The 19896-nt window shown below is 71.4% G+C and carries 21 protein-coding genes and 3 pseudogenes; 13 read left to right on the top strand and 11 right to left on the bottom strand.

Annotation, left to right across the window (positions count from 1 at the left end):
* The first annotated feature begins 193 nt into the window (after window positions 1–193).
* The 7 genes and pseudogenes from ACYVF7_RS35410 (at window position 194) to ACYVF7_RS35380 (ending at window position 5727) form a co-directional block, all read left to right on the top strand.
* Window positions 194–1447, top strand: a complete 1254-nt coding sequence (locus ACYVF7_RS35410) for a nuclease/transposase family protein (RefSeq protein WP_460349315.1) — start codon at window positions 194–196, stop codon at window positions 1445–1447.
* Between the two features lie 130 nt (window positions 1448–1577).
* Window positions 1578–1940: pseudogene (locus ACYVF7_RS35405) on the top strand (ABC transporter permease); the annotation flags it as partial.
* A gap of 167 nt (window positions 1941–2107) precedes the next feature.
* The gene (locus ACYVF7_RS35400) at window positions 2108–4018 is read left to right on the top strand and encodes an ABC transporter ATP-binding protein (RefSeq protein WP_460358283.1); all 1911 of its coding nucleotides are present in this window, start codon (window positions 2108–2110) and stop codon (window positions 4016–4018) included.
* 125 nt (window positions 4019–4143) lie between these two features.
* The gene (locus ACYVF7_RS35395; RefSeq protein WP_460349313.1) at window positions 4144–4419 is read left to right on the top strand and encodes a hypothetical protein; all 276 of its coding nucleotides are present in this window, start codon (window positions 4144–4146) and stop codon (window positions 4417–4419) included.
* 54 nt (window positions 4420–4473) lie between these two features.
* Entirely contained in the window at window positions 4474–5010 is a 537-nt protein-coding gene (locus ACYVF7_RS35390) for a hypothetical protein (protein WP_460349311.1), read from the top strand.
* A gap of 22 nt (window positions 5011–5032) precedes the next feature.
* Window positions 5033–5425: a hypothetical protein gene (locus tag ACYVF7_RS35385; protein WP_460349309.1), complete on the top strand. Its 393-nt coding sequence runs from the start codon at window positions 5033–5035 to the stop codon at window positions 5423–5425.
* 173 nt (window positions 5426–5598) lie between these two features.
* Complete coding sequence (locus ACYVF7_RS35380) at window positions 5599–5727, top strand: hypothetical protein (RefSeq protein ID WP_460349306.1); 129 nt, start codon at window positions 5599–5601, stop codon at window positions 5725–5727.
* Here the strand turns inward: ACYVF7_RS35380 and ACYVF7_RS35375 are convergent.
* The 4 genes and pseudogenes from ACYVF7_RS35375 to ACYVF7_RS35360 all read right to left on the bottom strand — a co-directional run bounded on the left by ACYVF7_RS35375 (window position 5702) and on the right by ACYVF7_RS35360 (window position 9007).
* The gene (locus tag ACYVF7_RS35375; RefSeq protein WP_460349304.1) at window positions 5702–6613 is read right to left on the bottom strand and encodes a sulfotransferase family protein; all 912 of its coding nucleotides are present in this window, start codon (window positions 6611–6613) and stop codon (window positions 5702–5704) included. The two genes, ACYVF7_RS35380 and ACYVF7_RS35375, sit on opposite strands and share 26 nt — an antisense overlap.
* Before the next feature lie 249 nt (window positions 6614–6862).
* Complete coding sequence (locus ACYVF7_RS35370) at window positions 6863–7411, bottom strand: glycoside hydrolase family 3 N-terminal domain-containing protein (RefSeq protein WP_460349302.1); 549 nt, start codon at window positions 7409–7411, stop codon at window positions 6863–6865.
* Window positions 7330–7962: pseudogene (locus ACYVF7_RS35365) on the bottom strand (glycoside hydrolase family 3 N-terminal domain-containing protein); the annotation flags it as partial. The pseudogene ACYVF7_RS35365 and the gene ACYVF7_RS35370, both read right to left, overlap by 82 nt.
* Window positions 7963–8161: 199 nt before the next feature.
* On the bottom strand, window positions 8162–9007 hold the full coding sequence (locus ACYVF7_RS35360; protein WP_460349299.1) for a maleylpyruvate isomerase N-terminal domain-containing protein: 846 nt from the start codon (window positions 9005–9007) through the stop codon (window positions 8162–8164).
* A 67-nt stretch (window positions 9008–9074) separates the two neighbouring features.
* Between ACYVF7_RS35360 and ACYVF7_RS35355 the strand changes: the two genes are divergently transcribed.
* Complete coding sequence (locus ACYVF7_RS35355; RefSeq protein WP_460349297.1) at window positions 9075–9701, top strand: winged helix-turn-helix transcriptional regulator; 627 nt, start codon at window positions 9075–9077, stop codon at window positions 9699–9701.
* Here the strand turns inward: ACYVF7_RS35355 and ACYVF7_RS35350 are convergent.
* Window positions 9688–10443: a glucose 1-dehydrogenase gene (locus ACYVF7_RS35350; RefSeq protein WP_460349295.1), complete on the bottom strand. Its 756-nt coding sequence runs from the start codon at window positions 10441–10443 to the stop codon at window positions 9688–9690. The genes ACYVF7_RS35355 and ACYVF7_RS35350 overlap by 14 nt on opposite strands.
* Before the next feature lie 61 nt (window positions 10444–10504).
* The gene (locus ACYVF7_RS35345) at window positions 10505–11230 is read right to left on the bottom strand and encodes an SDR family NAD(P)-dependent oxidoreductase (protein ID WP_460349293.1); all 726 of its coding nucleotides are present in this window, start codon (window positions 11228–11230) and stop codon (window positions 10505–10507) included.
* Window positions 11231–11279: 49 nt separating this feature from the next.
* On the opposite strand from ACYVF7_RS35345, the gene ACYVF7_RS35340 reads away from it, so the two are divergent.
* The 4 genes from ACYVF7_RS35340 (at window position 11280) to ACYVF7_RS35325 (ending at window position 15469) form a co-directional block, all read left to right on the top strand.
* Entirely contained in the window at window positions 11280–11837 is a 558-nt protein-coding gene (locus ACYVF7_RS35340) for a MarR family winged helix-turn-helix transcriptional regulator (RefSeq protein WP_460349291.1), read from the top strand.
* A gap of 221 nt (window positions 11838–12058) precedes the next feature.
* On the top strand, window positions 12059–13018 hold the full coding sequence (locus ACYVF7_RS35335) for a S66 peptidase family protein (protein WP_460349289.1): 960 nt from the start codon (window positions 12059–12061) through the stop codon (window positions 13016–13018).
* Complete coding sequence (locus tag ACYVF7_RS35330; RefSeq protein ID WP_460349286.1) at window positions 13015–13878, top strand: hypothetical protein; 864 nt, start codon at window positions 13015–13017, stop codon at window positions 13876–13878. Before ACYVF7_RS35335 ends, ACYVF7_RS35330 begins: the two co-directional genes overlap by 4 nt.
* A 76-nt stretch (window positions 13879–13954) precedes the next feature.
* The gene (locus ACYVF7_RS35325) at window positions 13955–15469 is read left to right on the top strand and encodes a beta-N-acetylhexosaminidase (protein WP_460349284.1); all 1515 of its coding nucleotides are present in this window, start codon (window positions 13955–13957) and stop codon (window positions 15467–15469) included.
* Between the two features lie 21 nt (window positions 15470–15490).
* Here ACYVF7_RS35325 and ACYVF7_RS35320 read toward each other — a convergent pair whose 3' ends face one another.
* The 3 genes and pseudogenes from ACYVF7_RS35320 to ACYVF7_RS35310 form a co-directional block, all read right to left on the bottom strand.
* On the bottom strand, window positions 15491–16477 hold the full coding sequence (locus ACYVF7_RS35320) for an MBL fold metallo-hydrolase (protein ID WP_460349282.1): 987 nt from the start codon (window positions 16475–16477) through the stop codon (window positions 15491–15493).
* 111 nt (window positions 16478–16588) lie between these two features.
* Window positions 16589–16750 (bottom strand): hypothetical protein, encoded by a 162-nt coding sequence (locus ACYVF7_RS35315; RefSeq protein WP_460358281.1) that lies wholly within the window; start codon window positions 16748–16750, stop codon window positions 16589–16591.
* Between the two features lie 11 nt (window positions 16751–16761).
* Window positions 16762–16884: pseudogene (locus ACYVF7_RS35310) on the bottom strand (hypothetical protein); the annotation flags it as partial.
* A 59-nt stretch (window positions 16885–16943) separates the two neighbouring features.
* Between ACYVF7_RS35310 and ACYVF7_RS35305 the strand changes: the two are divergent.
* The gene (locus tag ACYVF7_RS35305) at window positions 16944–17438 is read left to right on the top strand and encodes an FAD-dependent oxidoreductase (RefSeq protein WP_460349280.1); all 495 of its coding nucleotides are present in this window, start codon (window positions 16944–16946) and stop codon (window positions 17436–17438) included.
* On the opposite strand, the gene ACYVF7_RS35300 is transcribed toward ACYVF7_RS35305, so the two are convergent.
* Both ACYVF7_RS35300 and ACYVF7_RS35295 read right to left on the bottom strand, forming a co-directional pair.
* Complete coding sequence (locus tag ACYVF7_RS35300) at window positions 17432–17959, bottom strand: flavoprotein (protein ID WP_460349278.1); 528 nt, start codon at window positions 17957–17959, stop codon at window positions 17432–17434. The genes ACYVF7_RS35305 and ACYVF7_RS35300 overlap by 7 nt on opposite strands.
* A 20-nt stretch (window positions 17960–17979) precedes the next feature.
* Window positions 17980–19779, bottom strand: a complete 1800-nt coding sequence (locus ACYVF7_RS35295; RefSeq protein WP_460349276.1) for a glycoside hydrolase family 15 protein — start codon at window positions 19777–19779, stop codon at window positions 17980–17982.
* Window positions 19780–19896 lie beyond the last annotated feature (117 nt).

Genomic DNA, 19896 nt, shown 5'->3' with positions numbered 1-19896 from the left:
CTCCGACGGCCTGGACCACGACAGCGAGAGGTGGGCGGCGCGTAAGCGAGGGTTGACCGCTGAATCGTCGTCGCGGTGGGCCGGGTCGATCACCAAGGCGACGCATGATCAGTGGGCGTTAGCACGTCGTAACCAACTCACCCACATCCACTCCCTCGAGGCCGGCATCGCCACGCTTTCGCATCGGCTGTCCTTGCCTGTCGGGCAACCCGGGACCAAACGCGCACCGGGCGGGTACCGGTCGGCGCAGGAGTGGCACGCCAAATCCCGTCGTCTGGCCACACTGCAGGCCCGGCATGCGGGTGTGGTGGCGGACTGGCAGGCCGGACGGGTCCGCATCGTGCGCGGCGGCAAACGGCTGGCCAACACCCGCCACAACCTGGAGGAAGCCGAGCTGACCGAGGAGCAGTGGCGGGCGCGATGGGAGGTGGCGCGCTGGTTCCTGGCCGCTGATGGGGAGAGCGGGAAACGGTTCGGCAACGAGACCATCCGCATCACCCCCGACGGCCAGATCTCCATCAAACTGCCCGCACCCCTCGCGGATCTAGCGAACGCCTCCCACGGCCGGTACATCCTCACCGCCCCGGCGACCTTCGCATACCGGCATGTCGAATGGGCGGACCGGATCGCGGCGAATCGGGCGGTGGCCTACCGCATCCACTACAACCCGGACCGGGGCCGCTGGTACATCACCGCGTCCTGGCAACGCCCACCCGCCACCATCATCCCGATCCAGGCCGCCCTCACGCGGGGTGTGATCGGGGTGGACACCAACAACGACCACTTCGCCGCCTGGCGACTCGACATCCACGGAAACCCGATCGGCGCGCCCCGCCGATTCTTCTACGACCTGACAGGGTCGGCCGATCACCGCGACGCCCAAATCCGCTACGCGATCACCAGACTGCTGCACTGGACCAAGGACTGCAGTGTGGCGGCGATAGCGATCGAAGACCTGCACTTCGAACAAGAAAAGACCCGGGAGAAACACGGCCGCCGCAAACGATTCCGGCAGCTGATCTCTCGATTCCCCACCGCCCGGCTGAAAGCCCGCCTGGTGTCGATGGCCAGCAGTCACGGTGTGGTGATCGTGGCCGTGGACCCGGCCTACACCACCAAGTGGGGCGCCCAGCACTGGCAGAAACCCATGACCACCCCCAACCGCACGATCACCCGTCACGATGCCGCGAGCATCGCGATCGGGCGACGCGCCCTGGGACACCCGATCCGGCGACGGACGACACCGCCCCACCACGACCAGAGCGATCGTGATGGGCATCGGACCGCCCAGGCCCCATCAGGTACCCCAGGGCGTGAGGGACCCTGCCCCCGGTTCCCGGACCACGCACCCGATGCGCGCCCCCGGACCATGCGGCGAACGCAGGCAACCAGCACGCCCACCACCGTTCGGGGCGTCAGTGAACAGGAATTAACACCTGCACACTGAAAAGGAACGGTTCTCGATGTCGGCGACGGGAGCTGCTCCGCCGCGCGCAGCGCCAGCTCCGGGGACGCCTCGCTGGCCAGCCCCACAGCTACCGAGCGCCCGAACTGGCCACGGAAGTTCTCCCAAAAGGATCGCGTACGTGGCCGTGACCGTCCGCGCCCGGGCGGTCGGCGTCGACCGGTCGCTGGAGGAGGCGGCGCGCGATCTCGGCGCGGGCCCGTTCACGACCTTCCGGCTCGTCACGCTGCCCATGATCCTCCCCGGTGTCATGTCGGGCGCGCTGCTGTCCTTCGCGTTGTCGATCGACGACTACATCCTGACGAGTTTCAACGCCGGCCGGGTCGTCACCTTCCCGCTCTGCGTCTACAGCGCGACGCGCCACGGGATACCGCCGCAGGTCAACGTCATGGGCACGCTCATCTTCGCGATCGGTGTGGCGCTGGCCGCCGCGAACGGCCTCCTGCTCCAGCGACGCCGTAGGTCCTCAGCCTGAGTCGTTCTCCGGCGCATGGCCGATGGCGCGGCCCTCGCGAATGGCGCAGGCTGTTCGTGAGGGCCGCGATCGCGTCCCGGAGGGTGGGAATCAACCGCCGGTCCGGTACGTTGTCGCCGACGCTTACATGATTACGTGCTGAACCCAACGGGAGGGTCGCCGTGGGCATGCCGGACAACGGCTGGATGATGATGGCGTCGTTCCGCCGTGACAGATCCGTCGTCAAGGAGCGCTTGAAGGCCGGGACGGTCCGGCGAATCGCCGGTTACGCCCGCCCCTACATCCGCGAGCTCATCCTGTTCCTGGCCCTGAACGCCGTCGCCGCGGTGATCGTCGTGGCCAATCCGCTGCTGCTCAAGTCGATCATCGACAAGGGCATCGTGCCGCACAAGAGCGGCGTCGTCCTCGGCCTCGCCATCGCGGTCGGCGGCCTGGCCCTGGTCGAGGCCCTGATCGGGCTCGCCCAGCGCTGGTACTCCGCGCGCATCGGCGAGGGTCTCATCTACGACCTGCGCACCGAGGTCTTCGACCACGTCCAGCGCATGCCGGTCGCCTTCTTCATGCGGGCGCAGACGGGTTCGCTGGTCAGCCGGCTCAACAGCGACGTCATCGGCGCCCAGCGCGCCCTCACCACGACCCTGTCGTCGGTCGTCTCCAATGTGATCAGTCTGCTGCTCGTGCTCGGCACGATGTTCCTGCTGTCCTGGCAGGTCACGTTGATCGCGCTGGTGCTGACGCCGATCTTCATCTTCCCCGCCAAGTGGGTGGGGCGGCGGCTGCAGAAGATCAGCCGGGAGCAGATGCAGCTCGACGCGGAGATGAGCTCGCTGATGACCGAGCGGTTCAACGTCGCCGGCGCGATGCTCGCCAAGCTGTACGGCCGCCCGGAGGAGGAGTCGGCGGGGTTCGCCGACCGGGCGCGGCGGGTGCGCGACATCGGCATCACCTCCGCGATGTACGGACGGGTCTTCTTCACCGCGCTGACGCTGGTGGCCTCGCTCGCCACCGCCATGGTGTACGGCGTCGGCGGCACGCTCGTCGTGAACGGCGGGTTCCAGCTCGGCACGCTGGTCGCCCTCGCGGCGCTCCTCACCCGGCTGTACGGCCCGCTGACCGCGCTGTCGAACGTCCAGGTCGACGTGATGACCGCCCTGGTCAGCTTCGACCGCGTCTTCGAGGTGCTCGACCTCAAGCCCATGATCGACGAGAAGCCGGACGCGGACCGGCTCGCCGCCGACTCCGGGACCGCCGAGGACAGTGAGGACGCTGCCCCGGCGATCGAGTTCGACGACGTGGTCTTCAGCTACCCCGCGGCCTCCGAGGTCTCCCTCGCCTCGCTGGAGTCGATCGCCCGGGCCGACACGGCGCCGAGCCGCGAGGTGCTGCACGGGGTGACCTTCCGCGTCGAACCCGGAACGATGACCGCTCTGGTGGGGCCCTCAGGGGCCGGGAAGACGACGATCACCCAGCTCGTGTCCCGGCTGTACGACGTCTCGGACGGCGCCGTACGGATCGGCGGCCAGGACGTACGGGACGTGACCCTGGAGTCGCTGCGCGGCACCGTCGGCGTGGTCACCCAGGACGCGCACCTGTTCCACGACTCGATCCGCGCGAACCTCGAGTACGCCCGGCCCGGCGCCACCGACGAGCAACTGGCCGACGCCCTCCGCGCCGCGCAGATCTGGGACCTCGTCGCGAGCATGCCCGACGGTCTCGACACCGTCGTGGGCGATCGCGGCTACCGGCTCTCCGGCGGGGAGAAGCAGCGCCTGGCCATCGCCCGGCTGCTGCTGAAGGCCCCGTCCGTCGTGGTGCTCGACGAGGCGACGGCCCACCTGGACTCCGAGTCCGAGGCGGCCGTGCAGCGGGCCCTGAGCACGGCGCTCGCGGGCCGTACGTCGATCGTCATCGCGCACCGCCTGTCGACGATCCGGGAGGCCGACCAGATCCTCGTGATCGACGACGGTCTCGTCGCCGAGCGGGGCCGGCACGAAGAACTGCTCGACGAGGGCGGCCTGTACAGCGAGCTCTACGACACGCAGTTCGCCCGCCAGAACGTCCCCGACGCGGTGCACTGAGCGACCGTACGCCCGGAGCCGGTGCCCGCCCGGAGCCGGGCACATCGGCGGGGGAGTGGCGTACAACCGCCGATCGCGGGTAGACGATCTCATCGAGCACCCGTACGCGAGTGAAGGGAACGGTCATGGTGATGCCGGATGACCGCCCCTGTACCCATATCCCGCCGCCGGTCGAGCTCTGGCCGATCAGCGAGCTGATGCGGCAGGTCGGCCGCGTCGTCGCCGAGGAGCTCGAACGCCCTGGCCGGAGCACCGGGAAGGATCAGGCGCGGGAGCGCACACCTCGGAGGCCGCGGTCGGAGCAGGCCCGGCCCGCCGACCGAGGGCAGGAGCAGGCCCGGTCCGCCGACCGGGGGCAGGAGCCGGAGACGGACTTCCGGCCCGAGGGCCACGACCGTTGACCGCGTGCCGTGATTCCCAGGAGTAAGCGGTGGCGCGGAGGGTAGGTCCACCGCGTGAGCGCTGCGTATAACGCACGGACACTGTGGGTAACCGTCGTCGCGGCGAGCGCCTGCGTGAGTGGTCTGCTACTGACCGGCGCGCGGACGGAGGCGGCCGACCCACCCGTGCCCGACGCGCCGTCGGCGTCCCCCAGCGCGGAGTCCGGCACGGAGACCCCCGGATCGGCCTACGCGAACCGGTCCCGCGTGTTCGGCCTGGTCGAGGCGGGTCCCACCGCGGACGTGGTGCTGTTCGCCCCGGCCCGCAAGGTGCAGCCCGGAGGACCGGAGACGGTCCACCCGGCGAACGTGGGGCAGTACGTCCGGCTCCGGCTGGCCTCCGGCGCCGTGATCCGGGCGTCGGCCCCGATCGCCAACGAGGGCGTCACCGACTGGGTGCGCGGCGTCCGGCTGAGCCCGCAACAGTTCCACACGCTGCTGTTGAAACTTCAGGAGCGGCTTCACCCGCTGCTGGACCGCTCGCACATGTTCGAGCTCTGGTTCGACGCCGCGGGGCGGGTCACGCGGATGCAGCACTACTTCAGTCCCTGAGGGACGCGAATCGGGGGAGAGGATGAGACGTTCGCTCGTCGTGGCGGGCGCGGTGTTCGGGGCCGCGCTGGGGGTGGCCGGCTGCCGCCAGGAGACCGGGCCGCCGGACGCGGACCTCTCCCATCACCGGGCGGCGAGGGTCTTTCGCGTCCACCGGGACCGTGGGCCGGTCCACCGCGGGGACGGGGAGGCCTGGACGGGGCGGCGGGCGATCAGGGAGAGGGTGGCCGGTGAGGTTACGCCGCTCCCCCTCCGACAGCGTCCGCCTGCGCGGCCCGAGGGCGGCTGTGCCTCCTCCCACGGATCAGATCGCGGCGTCGCGGTGCACTGTGTCCAGCGGTCCGGGCAGGACGTCGACCGGTCGGGCGACACCGTGCTGCGCGACAACGGCCCCGACGACGGCCCCGACGACTGACCGTCCGGGTCCCGCCGCTCCGGCGAGGGACGGTGGCCGACCCCGCACCGGGCCTGCGCCGCTCAGTCCTTTGGAACGGTTTCACCTGAGCGCATTCTCATGGCAACGCCGCCGTCGCGCGTCCTGGTGAGTCTGAGAGCAGGCGGCGAATCGTCACTGCGGAGTTGAGCGCGATGGTGAAGAACAGGCGCGGAGTGCGGCGCATCACCGCACTCGTCGTCGGATGCGGCGCGGCCGGGCTGGCGATCGGCTGGCGCTATGCCGAACGAGGGCGGATCACGACGCCGATGACCGGTCGCTGAGCCGGTAGCCCAGGCGGGTGAGCTCCGTCCCGGCGACCTTCTCGACCTGAGTGATCTGCTTGGGCGTCAGATCCTCCTGCCACCGGCCGACACCGCCGTCGTGGATGCCGTACAGCGCGGTGCGGGAGATCCGCTGGCCGAGGTAGTCGGACACGGCCGAGACGACCTCCCGCGGCCGGGCCACGAGCTCCTCGTAGCGGACCGTGAGCAGCTGCTCCTCCGGCGTCTGCGCCCGGAGCCGGGCGCTGAGCCGGATCGATCCCCGCCAGCGCAGCGCGCACTTGACGGCGACTCCGGCGCGCGGCCAGCGGAGGCGCTCGGTCACGTCCTCGACGCCGAAGAACGGGTTCGGGAACACCTCGTCGAGGTTCGCGAACCCGGGCCGGAACCACGCCAGGCAGCGTTCGTCGGTGAGCATCCCGGCGACGGCGTCGCGGCCGTCCCGGATCACCTGGATGAGCTGCGCGTCGGGGAAGGCGTCCAGCAGCACGTCCGTGCTGTAGATCAGGTCGGGGGTGGCGTCGCCGAACCGCTGGACGCCTCGCGGATCCCCGCACGTGCCGTCGGCCCCGATCCGGCCCAGTTCCCGGCACTCCGCCGGGCACTCTCCGCAGCCCTCCCGGGTGACCTGCCAACTGTGCGCGTACGCGTCGCGCAGCACTCGGGCCGCGCCCTGTCCCCGTTCACTGGCGATCGAGGGACGCCGGGCGAAGGCGTACACCGTGCGGACCACTCCGGGCCGTCCCATCGTCACATGGAACGCGGCGGTGCGCCGCAGCGCACGCGCCAGCAGGTCCGTGCCCGAGTGGGGGGCGCCCAGGAGGAAGACCGGGCGGCGGACCTTGGTGCCGTTGACCACGAGGATGTGGGAGGGCGTCGTGCGCATGGGGTCCATAAGTCTGCCATCCCGGGCAGGTCGCCATCGCCCTGATCGCCACTCATGGGGGCCTCTCTCCGGATGCGTCGGCCGTGCCCACGACCGGTTGACGGACACACCGGATGGTAGTGCCCGAAACCCGGATTTTGCCGCAGGCACGTTCGATCAAACGCGGAACGGATCGCCCAGTCGGTCGCTGAGCCGGTCGCCGGGCTCAATCGGCCCGTGGCGTGGGCTCGGTCCGGCGGGGCATCAGGCTCAGCCGAGAGCGCGCCGCAGGGCCGTGACCCGCGTCCCGGCGGCGTCGAAGCCGCCCCGGTCGAGCCGGTTGCTCCGCAGAGCGCCGGCCAGGCCGGCGACGACCGCCTGCCCGTCCGGGACCCGCTGGGAGCAGACCAGGATGAGGTCGACCCCGGCATGTGCGGCGGCCACCGCCCGCTGCGCGTACGTGCCGAACGCCGTCAGCGCGCCGGCGTTGATGGCGTCGCTCACCGTCACGCCCCGGAACCCGAACCGATCGCGCAGCTCACGGAGGACGACCGGGGACAGGCCGGCGGGCCGGGCCGGGTCGAGCGCCGGATAGACGGCCCACGACGGCATGACGAGCTTGACGCCGGCCGCGATCGCCGGAGCGTACGGTGGCTCGTCGACGCGCTGCAGGACGGCGCGGGGGACGTCGAGCGTGACGGGTCGCAGGTCGGTGTTCTCGCCGCGCCGGCCGTACCGAGCCCGGGGAAGTGCTTGACGGTCGCCGCGACCCCGGTCCGCTGCTGCGCCGTGACGAAGGCGGCGCCCAGCCGGCCGCACACGGCCGGATCCGTGCTGTACGAGCGCCCGAGCCGGTCGGCGAAGTCGCCTTCGACGCGATGGACGTCCAGCACGGGAGCGAGGTTGACGTTCATCCCGACGCTCGCGAGCAGTTGTCCGGCGGCCTCGCCCGCCCGCCCCGCGGACGCGAGGGGGTCGGACGCCGCGCCGATCTCCTTCTGCGACATGAGGGGGCCGCCCGGCAGGCGTCGGATCCGGCCGCCCTCCTGGTCGGTCATCAGCAGCAGCGGGGCCGGCACCGGCCCGGCCCGCCGTGCGGCCTCCAGCCGCCGGATCACCGAGGCGATCTGATCCAGACCGGTGACGTTGTCGGCGAAGAAGATCACGCCTGCCGCGGTGCCGGCCCGGACCTGGTCGAGCAGGGGCTGCGGCACGGCCGGTCCGGAGTAGGAGAAGATCACCCGCTGCCCGGCCTGCTGCTCCGGCGTCGGCGCGTCCGCGGCGGCCTCGCGCGCCGGCCCGAGGGCCACGGCGGTGAGCCCGGCGCCCGCGCGGAGCGCGTCCCGCCGGCTGATCGATCGATGCGTCATGGCCGTCCAGCGCCCCGCGGCGCGGGGCGCGCCTCCTCCCGCTCCTGAGGCCCGCCTCGGCGGGCGGCCGGATTCGGACTCCTCCTCCGATTGTGGAACAGGGCCCCGTCCGGGCCAGGACCCGGGGCCGCTCGCACGACCACCCCGGCAGTCTCCGGGACCTCACGCGGACTGCCCGGCCGATCGTCCGGCTGACGGGCTACGGGGGGCTTATGACGCTGAGCATGCGAGCGAGCTTCCACGGCCGGCGACCCCGAGCGGCGAGCTTCCCGCCGAGAAGCGGTTTCCACAGCCCCTGCCGGCCGATGAACAGCAGCATGAGAGCCAGGGGGTCGGCGGAGAGGTGGGCGTCGACGTCACGTGCGCCCGCCGCGTCGAGCGTCAACGAACCGCCGTCGAAGACGAGCGACGTGCGCCCACCTCCGCGCAGACGCACATCGAACCGGGCCCGGAAGGAGGCGGCCTTCTCCTGGTTCAGGAAAGCGGTGGGAGGTAGAGCCGCGATGAGCGGAAGCGCGGCTCCCTCGATCGCGAGCAGAGCGTGGTGACGCTCGATCGGCCACGGGCTCCCAGTGACCCTGGCGATGTCATGGCCGTGGACCAGGCATTCCTCGAGCAGGTGACAAGCCACCGCCGAAGGCGGCAGGCGGATACCTTGCAGCCAGTCGACGGTGGTCGCCCGCGAACGCGACACGACGTCGTCGAACTCGTCCGCGAGCGTGCCGATGCGATCCGCGAGCACGGCCGGGTCCCGTTCGCCGTCCTCGGTCAGCATCTTCGCGTTGACCTCGGCCATTCCCGCCGTCGTCACGATGGCCTGCGGGACCGGTCTTGCGGCGATGGCGTCGGCGTCGAGGCGGAAAACGTGAGAGAGGTGAGCCGCGACCTCGCCCACCGTCCACGTACCGACCGAGGCGGAGTCGGCGTCAGGGGCGCTCCGCACAAGCGCGGCGAGCCGGGGGGCGACGTCCCGCAACGCCGTACGAGCCTGGGTCAGGGTGTCGGGCGCACCACTGCGCGCCGTAGCCGGGACCGTGTCAGCCATGACCAGCCTCCTTTCACCGGTTATGCTGGATTCAGTCAGGCAAGCTTGAAATTGTCAAGTAGGTGAGATGAGTCGAAGCTACGGCCAGTACTGCGGTCTCGCCCGGGCACTCGATGTCGTGGGCGACCGGTGGAACCTGCTCATCGTCCGTCAACTCCTCATGGCTCCCGCCCGCTACCGCGAGCTGCTGGGCGGGCTCCCGGGCGTGGCCACCAACCTGCTCGCCGACCGGCTCCGCGATCTCGAGACCGCCGGAGTGGTCGAGCGGCACCTGGCCGAGGAGGGCAACGCCATCGTGTACGCCCTCACCCCGTGGGGCGCCGAGCTGCGGGAGCCGGTCGAGGGCCTCATCCGCTGGTCCACGCCGCTGATGGCGCGGGGCCCGGGCGGCGACCGTTTCCGCGCCGAATGGCTCGTCGTCGCCCTCCCGGCCCTGCTCGCCGGCAGGACGGCCGCACGCCGGTCGTCGACGGTGGGGATCGCGGTCGACGATCAGCTGCTTCAGGTGCGGGCGACGCGCTCGGGCATGGAGGTGAGCCTGCACGATGGTCGCGATCTCGATGCCGTCGTGCGCGCTGACGCCTCGATCGTTCTCGGGCTGGCAGCGGGTGCGCTCACCCTCGACGACGCCCGTGGACTCGTCGACGTCGAAGGCGATGAAGCCGCCGTACGAGCCGTCTTCAGCCGTCCATGATGTCGTCGGCCATGCGCTGATTTCCCGCCAGCAGGCCGCCGTCCACGGGCAGCGTCACGCCGCTGATCCAGGCCGCGTCGTCCGAGGCCAGGAAGGCCACGGCGGCGGCGACGTCGTCCGGGGCGCCCACCCGGCGCAGGGGATACCAGTCCGCGACCCGGTCGAGGACGCCCGGTCTGCGCCGTTCGCGGTCGTCCCACGTGCCGGTGCGGATCGTGCCCGGCGCGACGGCGTTGCAGCGGATCCCCTGCGGGCCGTAGCGGACCGCGACGCTCCGGGTGAGGCTCAGGACCCCGGCCTTGGCCGCGCTGTAGGCCTCGTTGCCGACGTGGACGACGCCGTTGACCGAGGCGATGTTGACGATCGCGCCGCCGCCCCGCTGGAGCATCGCGGGCAGCACGGCCTGCGTGCACAGGAAGGTCCCCTTCAGGCACAGGTCGACGTCCCGGTCCCAGACCTCCTCGGACAGCGTCTCGAACGCGGCGTCGCTCGCGCCGCCGGCGTTGTTGACGAGGACGTCCACGGGCGTGCCGGCCAGAGCCGCCCGGACGCTCGCGCGGTCGGTGACGTCGACGGCGAGCGCCCGGGCGCCGGGGATCTCACGGGCCGTGCGCTCGGCGCTCGCGGCGTCCAGGTCGGCGACGAGGACCTCGGCGCCCTCCGCGCCGAACCTCCGGGCGATCGCCCGCCCGATCCCCATGCCGGCACCGGTCACCGCGACCACGCGTCCAGAGAATCGCATCCTCCGATCATGCATCACGGCCCGTGGACGGTCGCGCGGCGGCTCCTCGCCTGTTCGGCGGTCAGCGGCCCAGGAACGATCCGCCGTTGATGTGGATCACCTGGCCGGTGATGTGCCCGGCCGACGGGGACGCCAGGAAGGCCACCGTCGCCGCGACCTCGCCCGGCGTGGCCGCCCGGCCGTTGAACGTCTGGGAGTGCAGCCACTCGCGCCGCTCCTGGGTCAGCGTCCCGCCGAAGAACTCGGTGTCCTCCACCAGGCCGGGCGCCACGGTGTTCACGGTGATGCCCCGGGAGCCGAGCCGGGCCCCGAGGTCGGCGGCCAGGTTGTGCACGGCCGCCTTGGCCGCGCCGTACGCGCCGCTGCCGCGCGCGCCGGCGATGGACCCGAACAGGATGACCCGGCCGTCGTCGGCGATGCGGGGCGTCAACGCCGTCGTCACGAGCACCGCGCTGATCACGTTCTGGTCGTACTGCGCCAGCCACCGCTCGCGCAGTCCCGCCAGGTCGCCGTCGTCGACCGGGGGAAGGCGGCGCTCGGCGTTGCCGCCCGCGTTGCTGACCAGCACGTCGACCCGGTCGGGCAGCTCGGCGAGCGCTCCTTCGACCGCGGCCGGGTCCGCCGCGTCGAACGCCACGGCACGCGCCCCGATCGCGGTGGCGGTCTCCTCCAGCACCTCCTTGCGGCGTCCGGTGATCGTCACGTCCAGGCCCTGCTCGATCAGCGTCTCCGCGATCGCCCGGCCGATGCCGGTGCCGCCGCCGGTCACCACGGCCGTCCGTGTCATCACAAACCTCCTTGTTTAGAGCTAAACAATGTCAGTTACGCTAGGCGGCGTGGAGGCTGAACGCAAACCCGGCTCTTCCCGTGAGCCCGACGCCGTCGACGAGATTCAGCACGCCTGGCTGCGCGAGCTGCCGGGCGTCCCCGTGGAGTCGATCGGCGTGATCACCCGCGTGTGGCGGGCGGCGAAGATCCTCGGTGACGAGCGGCGCCGCACCCTCACCCGCCTCGGGATCGACAGCGCGACCCTCGACCTGCTGTCCACCCTGCGGCGCGCCGGCCCCCCGTACGCCATGACACCCGCCCGGCTGAAGGACCAGTGCCTCGTCACCGCCGGCGCGATCAGCCAGCGGGTGGCGCGCGCGGAGGCCGCCGGGGCCGTCCGTGCCGTCCGCAGCCCCGGCGGCCGTACGCTCCGCGTCGAGCTCACCGACGCCGGGCACGCGCTGATCGAGGGCAGCGTCGAGGGGCTGCTCCGCTATGAGGACGGCCTGATCGATCACCTCAGCCCGGCCGAACGCGACCGGCTCACCGAACTGCTGCGCAAGCTCCTTGACGGCCTGCTCGAACGCGGAGACGCCGATTCCCGGCTCGGGCCGCCGGAGGACTGACCGGCGGCCGGACATGAGACGGGCTCTGGATCGTCCAGGGGTGGTGAACGCCGTATGATCGCTTTGCCCGCCCGTGATCAACGAGCCGATCGGGGAGGTTCTGACCGCCTGCTGTCAGAGGTGGGCTGACGCCGAGGGCTCGGGCGCGCGGCACCTGACCTCTTCCGCTGCGGGGGTTTTTGGTGTCATGCTCTGACGCAGCACATAACAAGGAGGGGCGGATGCGCGACCCCGGGGGCGGTCAGCCATCGTCCCTCCATGCCGGGGATCGAGTCGCCGTCGTCGCCCCCAGCGGTCCGGTGGATCCCGACCGTCTTGAGCGCGGTGCGGCGGTGCTGCGCGGCCTCGGCCTCGAGGTCACCATCGGTCCGCACGTCCTCGACACCGCTCCCGACGTGCCCTATCTCGCCGGCGCCGACGCCGGCCGCGCGGCCGACCTGCAGGAGGCCTGGTGCGACCCGCGGGTCGCCGCCGTCCTGTGCGCCCGCGGCGGCTACGGTGCGACGCGGGTCCTCGACCACCTCGACTGGACCGCGCTCCGCCGCGCGACCCCCAAGATCCTCCACGGATCCAGCGACGTCACGGCCCTGCACGTGGCCTTCGGGCGGCGGCTCGGGGTGGCCACCTCCTTCGGGCCCATGGCCTCCTCACTGATCGTCGCCGACGCCGAGCCGGAGGCGGTCGCCCACCTGCGCGCCGGCCTCTTCGACCGGGGAGCGCCCGTGCACGGCACGCACGCGCTGCGCGGAGGCCGCGCCACCGGCGTCCTGACCGGCGGCAACCTCTGCCTCCTGACCTCCCTCCTCGGCACGCCGTACGCTCCGGAGCCGGCGACCGGACGCGTCGCGTTCCTCGAGGACGTCCATGAGGCGCCCTACCGCGTCGACCGCATGCTCACCCAGCTCCGCCAGTCGGGCTGGTTCGACGGCGTCGCCGGCGTCGTCCTCGGCACCTGGACCGGCTGCGGCGACCTCGACGCGGTGTTCGCCGACCGCCTCGGCCCGCTCGGCGTGCCGATCCTCACGGGCGTGCCGGTCGGGCACGGCCCCCGGCAGCTCACCATCCGGCTGGGCGTTCCCGTCCTCCTCGACGCGGACGCGCTCGTACTCCACCCGGGCGTGCCGGACGCCCGGGGGCGGCGGACCGGACCTCCGGGCGCCTTCGCGGGGGAGACACCATGACGACCTTCGAACGCCGCGACCACCGGCCCGCCCCGGCCGGCGGCGACGACCGGGCCCTCGACTCGCTCGTCGTGCTCGTGGCCGAGAGCCACGGCTACGGCTGCCGTCCCGTCCAGAACGACGCCATGCTCCTCGACGGCCCGCAGCGCCTGCACATCGGCATGCGTAACCTGCGGCAACTGGCCCGGCAGGTGCCCCGCGACGACTGGCCCGCACTGGTCGCCGACCACGTCGGCACCATCATCACCGCCATCGAGGAGCCGCTGGACCTGCGCGACTTCCCGCTGGTCAAGGGCCTGCTGCGGGCCCGCGTCTATCCGGCCGAGGCCCGCACCGGCCGCCTCATCTGCCGGCCGTTCGCGCCCGGGCTCATCGAGGCGATCGTCGCCGACACTCCCACGACCGTCCGCACCATCGTCACCGACGACGCCGTGACCTGGCCGGTGACGGCCGATGAGCTGTTCGCCGTCGGCCGCGACGGCGTGCGCGCCGACGGCCCCCTGGAGTGCGACGTCATCGACGACACCGGCATCCGGGTGCTGGAAGGGCAGACGTTCTACGCCGCGACGCACCTGCTCTGGCTGGACGCCTACCTCGATCCGGGGCCGTACGGCGCGCTCGCCGTCGCGCCCACCCGGAGCGCGATCGCCGCCTGCGCGATCCGCAAGAACACCGCGATGATCACCGCCGAGCGGCTGCACGCCTTCGCGCGCAACGCCTACGACGAGGGGCCCGGCTCGCTCACCCCCGAGCTCTTCTGGGTCAGGAACGGCACCCTGACCCTGCTGGAGACCCGCTCCGTCGGAGGCCGCCTCGTCCTGCCGGCCGACTTCCTCCAGTTCCTCGACGACCTTCCCTAGGTGTACTGAGTACGGGGCCGGCACGGGCCTGGCGAGTGAGTCGTTCCGCGATGAGACTGGACGTGTGGCGACCGAGGTGAGCTTGATACCCGCCCCCCGTCGGCTCGAGCGGCTGGGAGGCTCCGGGCCGTTCAGCGGGAAGGTGCGTACCGGAGTCGATCCGTCGCTCGCGCCGGAGGCGTACCGGCTGACCGTGTCGGCCGACGGCGCCGAGATCGTGGGCGGTGACGAGGCCGGTGTCTTCTGGGGCCGTCAGACCCTGCGGCAGCTGCTGGGCCCGGACGCCTTTCGCCGCGCCCCCATCGCGCCGGAACCGGTCACGGTGCCGTACGTGACGATCGAGGACGCGCCGCGTTTCGCCTGGCGGGGCTTCATGCTCGACGTCGCGCGGCACTTCCTGCCCAAGGACGATGTGCTGCGCTATGTCGACCTGCTGGCCGCCCACAAGCTGAACGTGTTGCACCTCCACCTCACCGACGACCAGGGGTGGCGCGTCGAGATCGAACGGCACCCCCGGCTGACCGAGATCGGCGCCTGGCGGCGGCGGACTCGCATGGGCTGGGGTGAGCCGGTGCTCTGGGACGAGCGGCCGCACGGCGGCTTCTACACGCAGGACGACCTGCGGGAGATCGTCGCGTACGCGGCGGAGCGGCACGTCACGGTCCTCCCGGAGATCGACCTGCCGGGTCATTCGCAGGCGGCCATCGCCGCTCATCCCGAGCTCGGAAACGCCGACGTCATCGACACCGCCGCGCTGGAGGTGCTGACCGACTGGGGCATCAACCCCAACGTGCTGGCCCCCACCGACGTCGTGCTGCGTTTCTACGAGGACGTCCTGGAGGAGGTGCTGGAGATCTTCCCCGGCCGGTTCGTCCACATCGGCGGTGACGAGTGCCGCAAGGACCAGTGGCGCGAGTCGCCCACGGCTCAGGCGCGCATCCGTGACCTGGGGCTCAAGGACGAGGACGAGCTGCAGTCTTGGATGATCCGTCACTTCGACCGGTGGCTCGCCGCGCGTGGACGGCGGCTCATCGGCTGGGACGAGATCTTGGAAGGCGGCCTGGCGGAGGACGCCGCCGTCATGTGCTGGCGGTGGTACCGAGGCGGGATCGCCGCCGCGGAGGCCGGCCACAGTGTGGTGATGTGTCCTCAGCAGGAGGTCTACCTCGACCACGTCCAGGCCCACGGTGCCGAGGAGCCCGTGCCCGTCGGGTGGGTGCACACGCTCGAGGACGTCTACCGGTTCGAGCCCATCCCGCCCCGGCTGACCGGTACGCCGTATGCGGCGAACGTCATCGGTACCCAGGCCAATCTGTGGACCGAAGTCGCCGAGGACCGCGGCCGGGTGGACTACCAGGCGTTCCCCCGGCTCGTCGCGTTCGCCGAAGTGGCCTGGTCCGACCTGCCGCACCCGGATGAACGCGACTTCGCCGGCTTCGAACGCCGGATGAACGCGGCGCACTACGCCCGCCTCGACGCGCTGGGCGTCGGTTACCGCCCGCCCACCGGACCCCGCCCAGGGCAGCAACGCCCTGGCATCCCCGGACGGATGCACGGCAAGCCCCGGAAGACGTGGCGGATGGCGGACTGACCGCCGCCGGCCCGCCCAGGCTCAGGACGTGCTGTGCTGGTGCTGCTCGGGCAGGCGGCTCTCCGGGTGCGCCCACAACACGACGTTGTCCGGCCGCGGGTCCTTCGCCTCCTCCCACTCCCGCCGGAAGAACGCGAGGATCTCCCGGTCCGAGTAGCGCAGGCTGAAGTGGGTCAGGACGAACAAGGTCTCCGGGTGAGCCTCGACCACGGGCCGGAGCCGGCTCCACACCGTGTGCCCGACCCGATTCGCACGATCCATCTCGGCATCGTCGATGAAGGTGCACTCGGTGATGACGACCGGGTACTCGAAGAGCCATGGATTCCGCTCGAACACGTTCACGTGCGTGTCACCGAGGAAGGCGAACAGCGGCCGGTGGACCTCCTCGTCGACCGTGACACCCTCCGCGCGTTTCCGGGCCATGATCCGGCCGAACTCCCGGCCCCGGCCCTCTTGCGCGAGAGACCTCCGCAGCTCCTCGAACTCCGGCCGCAGCGCCTTGCGCCGCTCCGAGAAGGCATATCCCACGCAGGGCACCTTGTGTTCGCACTCCACCACCCGCACGTGGTGTCCGCGGCGCCCGAAGACGAACTCGTCGTCCTGCCGTACACCGTGCAGGCGATGGCCCCCCGCCAGGGCCGGGTCGAACCCCGCTCCGTGGTTCAGCTCGGCGGACGCGCGCAGGTAGGACTCCACGTACGGCACCGCCTCGGCCGGCAGGTAGATGTCCGTGCCCGAGTCCTTGGAAGCCAGGTAGTCGAGGTCCTTGGAATGGTCGTGGTGGGTGTGCGTCAGGAAGACCGTGTCGACCTGCCGCCCTTCACACAGCCCCGCGTCGAGGCTGCACCGCAGCTCGGGGATGTGAAAGAAGGTCTTGTCGTTCGCGCGGGAGTAGCCGCTGAGGGTCAGCTCGGTACCGGGAATCCGCCAGGTCTTCCACTGCCGGAAGGGATGCGCCCGTTCCAGCAGTTCGGGGTGGCCGGGCCGTTGTTCCGGAATCCGCGTCATCGGGAGCGCCCTTTCCAGGAACGGTCGTGGGCGGCACGTCACTGTCGCCATGATCAAGTTTCCGCGATCGTAGCGGCCGAGTTTCCGCGGACACACCGATTTTCGTGCGGCTCACCGGCGGTCGAGCGTCGGGATCCATATCCGCATGGCGTGGGGGCCGCGGTTGGCCCAGGCGTAGTACGGGACGAGGGTGATCGGGACGGGTCGAAGCCCGGTTTGGTCGCGTTTCCGTGTCCGTGAGCGTCGACGAAGTACCGGGCCAGTTCGAGGTATCGCCGCGTGCCGGTCTGCCGGTACAGCTCGACGAGGCCCATCTCGACCGCCGGGTGACCGTCCAGCTCGGTGCGCCTGCCGGGTCCGAACGTCTCGGCGAGATGGTCGGCGAACCGGACGGCGACCCCGAGCAACCCGGTCTCGCCCCGACGGCGGCGCCGGGTGGCCGGGACTCCGGCTGCACGGGGGCGTGATGGGGACCGGCGACGGCCTGGCCAAGGCGCCGTACATCCGTGAGTCCCGCCGGATCCAGGCCAGGCGCACCATCGTCGAGCAGGACCTGTCCCTCGCCGTCCGTGGAGCGCATGGCGCCGTGCGGTATCCGGACTCGGTCGGCGTCGGCATGTACCGCATCGACCTGCACCCGTCGACCGGCGGCGACACCTACATCGACGTCGCCAGTTGTCCCTTCCAGATCCCGCTGGGCGCGCTCATCCCGGTACGACTGCGCAATCTCCTGCCGGCCTCGAAGAACATCGGGACGACGCACATCACGAACGGCTGCTACCGCCTGCACCCGGTCGAGTGGAACATCGGCGAGGTCGCGGGCGCACTCGCCGCGCACTGCCTGGCGCACCGCGTCGAGCCGGAACAGGTGCACGCGACCGAACGTCTGCTCCAGGACTTCCAGGACGACCTGGTACGCGACGGCGTCGAGCTCACCTGGCCGCAGATCAAGGGCTACTGAGCCTTGAGGGCCTCGATCACCGGCTCCCAGGGGTAATCCCCGCCTCCGCTCCCGGGCGGTGACGGCTCATAGATGCCCGGGCCGTACAGGACGTTCACTCCGGCGGCGCGCAGGACGGCGAGGCTCTGGCCGAAGGCCGGGTGCGCGGCCTGCGCGCTGTTCAGAGCCGGTGCGGCCACGAGCGGCAGGCCGAGGCCGATCGCCTCGGTGAGGAGCCCCAGCGCCAGCGTGTCGCTGATGCCCAGCGCCCATTTGTTCAGCGTGTTGAAGGTCGCCGGACAGACCGCCATGGCATCGGCGGCAGGCAGCACGTCAGGCTCGTCGGGGTGCTTGTAGTCGTGACGGACGGGGTGACCCGTTTGCGTGGCGAGCGCGTCGGTGTCGACGAACTTCCGGGCCTGCGGCGTGGCGATGACACAGACGTCCCAGCCATCGGCCTGAAGGAGCCCGACCAACTCCGCGATGCGGCGAGCTCGCGAAGACGCGCAGACGATGAGGTAGAGGACGCCGCGTTCGCTCATGTCGCTGATCCGATCGCGGCTCAGCTCGCGGCGCGCGAGCGGCGGATGCCGTCGTGGCCGTCGAGGTCGTAGGCGGTGAGTACGAGGGGCACGTGGCTGAACGCCTGCGGGAAGTTGCCCACCTGACGGCGCAGCCGCGGGTCGTACTCCTCCGCCAGCAGACCGACGTCGTTGCGCAGGTCCAGCAGCCGTTCGAAGAGCTCGCGGGCCTCGTCGACCCGGCCGATCTGCTGCAGCGCGCCGGCCAGCCAGAAGCTGCAGGCCAGGAACGCGCCCTCGCGTCCCGGCAGGCCGTCGACGCCGTGCTCCTGCTCGCCGGTCTGGTACCGCTCGACGAAGCCGTCGACGGTGAGCTCGCGCTGGATCGCCTCGACCGTGCCGACGACGCGCGGGTCGTCGGGAGGCAGGAAGCCGACCCGGGGGATGAGCAGCAGGGCGGCGTCCAGCTCCTGCGACCCGTACGACTGGGTGAACGTGCCGCGGTCGGAGTCGAACCCCTTGGCGCACACCTCGCGGTGGATCTCGTCGCGCAGCGCCCGCCACTTGTCCAGCGGGCCCTGGCGGTCGAAGGTCTCGATCATGCGGACGGCGCGGTCGACCGCGACCCACGTCATGACCTTCGAGTGGACGAACTGCCGCCGCGGCCCGCGGACCTCCCACAGGCCCTCGTCCGGGTCGCCCCAGTGCTCCTCCAGGAAGCCCGTCAGCGCGCGCTGCAGCGACCAGGCGTGCCGTTCGGGCTGGATCCCGCTGTTCAGGGCGAGGAACAGCGAGTCGGCGACCTCACCGAAGACGTCGAGCTGCAGCTGCTTGGACGCGGAGTTGCCGACACGGACGGGCCGGGAGTCCTCGTACCCGGGCAGCCAGGGCAACTCGTACTCCTCCAGCCGGCGTTCCCCGGCCACGCCGTACATGATCTGCAGGTCCTGGGGTTCGCCGGCCACGGCGCGCATCAGCCAGGCCCGCCAGGCCTTCGCCTCGTCGCGGTAGCCGCTGCGCAGCAGCGCCTCGAGGGTCATCGTCGCGTCGCGCAGCCAGCAGAAGCGGTAGTCCCAGTTGCGCACCCCGCCGATAGCCTCCGGCAGCGAGGTCGTGGCGGCGGCGATGATCCCGCCGGTGGGCTCGAAGGTGAGCGCCTTGAGGGTGGCCAGCGAGCGTACGACCGCGTCACGGTACTGGCCGTCGTACGTGCACTGCCGCGCCCAGTCGGTCCAGAATCGCTCGGTGCCCTCGAGGGCCTCGTACGGGTCGACGTCGCGCGGAGCGGGCAGGTGCGAGGGATGCCACGTGCACACGAACGGCAGCGAGTCGCCCTCGCAGACGACGAACGTCGCGCGGTGGGCGAAGTCGCGGCCCTCCAGCTCGATGGGGGTGCGCAGCCAGACCGAGCCGGGACCGGCGATGCCGGTGAGATGGTCGCCGATGCGGCGCATCCAGGGGATGACCCGCCCGTAGTCGAACCGGATCCTCAGATCGAGGCGCATGGGGACCCGGCCCGAGACGCCCTCGATGATGCGGACGACGTCGGCCGCCTCGCCGCGCTCCGGCATGAAGTCGATCACCCGGACGGTGCCGTCCGGGGTGTCCCACTCGGTCTCCAGGATCAGGGTGTCGCCGCGGTAGCGGCGGCGCGTCGCCTGGCCGCCGGAGACCGGGGCGATCTGCCATCGGCCGTTGTCGGGCGTCCCGAGGAGGCCGGCGAAGCAGGCGGGGGAGTCGAAGCGCGGCAGGCACATCCAGTCGATCGAGCCGTCCCGCCCGACGAGCGCGCAGCTGAACAGGTCACCGATGAGCGCGTAGTCCTCGATACGTCCGGGCACCCCAGCCCCCTCTTGTAGCGGATCCCCGTCGTACGGTAGCGCTTCGCCACGGTCGCGTAACCGTCAAACATGCCCGTTCCGCGCGTTGTTTATCGGGGAATCGGTCGGTTACGTCTC

Source organism: Actinoallomurus acanthiterrae (genome assembly GCF_054775715.1).
Note: the sequence above shows the minus strand (reverse complement) of the source record. Positions and strands in the feature narration are given on the sequence as shown.

Coding starts and splice junctions, on each gene's coding strand:
- ACYVF7_RS35400 (WP_460358283.1), top strand. CDS start 2,108: ATGCCGGACAACGGCTGGATGATGATGGCGTCGTTCCGCCGTGACAGA.
- ACYVF7_RS35395 (WP_460349313.1), top strand. CDS start 4,144: ATGGTGATGCCGGATGACCGCCCCTGTACCCATATCCCGCCGCCGGTC.
- ACYVF7_RS35385 (WP_460349309.1), top strand. CDS start 5,033: ATGAGACGTTCGCTCGTCGTGGCGGGCGCGGTGTTCGGGGCCGCGCTG.
- ACYVF7_RS35380 (WP_460349306.1), top strand. CDS start 5,599: ATGGTGAAGAACAGGCGCGGAGTGCGGCGCATCACCGCACTCGTCGTC.
- ACYVF7_RS35375 (WP_460349304.1), bottom strand. CDS start 6,613: ATGCGCACGACGCCCTCCCACATCCTCGTGGTCAACGGCACCAAGGTC.
- ACYVF7_RS35360 (WP_460349299.1), bottom strand. CDS start 9,007: ATGGCTGACACGGTCCCGGCTACGGCGCGCAGTGGTGCGCCCGACACC.
- ACYVF7_RS35355 (WP_460349297.1), top strand. CDS start 9,075: ATGAGTCGAAGCTACGGCCAGTACTGCGGTCTCGCCCGGGCACTCGAT.
- ACYVF7_RS35350 (WP_460349295.1), bottom strand. CDS start 10,443: ATGCGATTCTCTGGACGCGTGGTCGCGGTGACCGGTGCCGGCATGGGG.
- ACYVF7_RS35345 (WP_460349293.1), bottom strand. CDS start 11,230: ATGACACGGACGGCCGTGGTGACCGGCGGCGGCACCGGCATCGGCCGG.
- ACYVF7_RS35335 (WP_460349289.1), top strand. CDS start 12,059: ATGCGCGACCCCGGGGGCGGTCAGCCATCGTCCCTCCATGCCGGGGAT.
- ACYVF7_RS35330 (WP_460349286.1), top strand. CDS start 13,015: ATGACGACCTTCGAACGCCGCGACCACCGGCCCGCCCCGGCCGGCGGC.
- ACYVF7_RS35320 (WP_460349282.1), bottom strand. CDS start 16,477: ATGACGCGGATTCCGGAACAACGGCCCGGCCACCCCGAACTGCTGGAA.
- ACYVF7_RS35305 (WP_460349280.1), top strand. CDS start 16,944: ATGGGGACCGGCGACGGCCTGGCCAAGGCGCCGTACATCCGTGAGTCC.
- ACYVF7_RS35300 (WP_460349278.1), bottom strand. CDS start 17,959: ATGAGCGAACGCGGCGTCCTCTACCTCATCGTCTGCGCGTCTTCGCGA.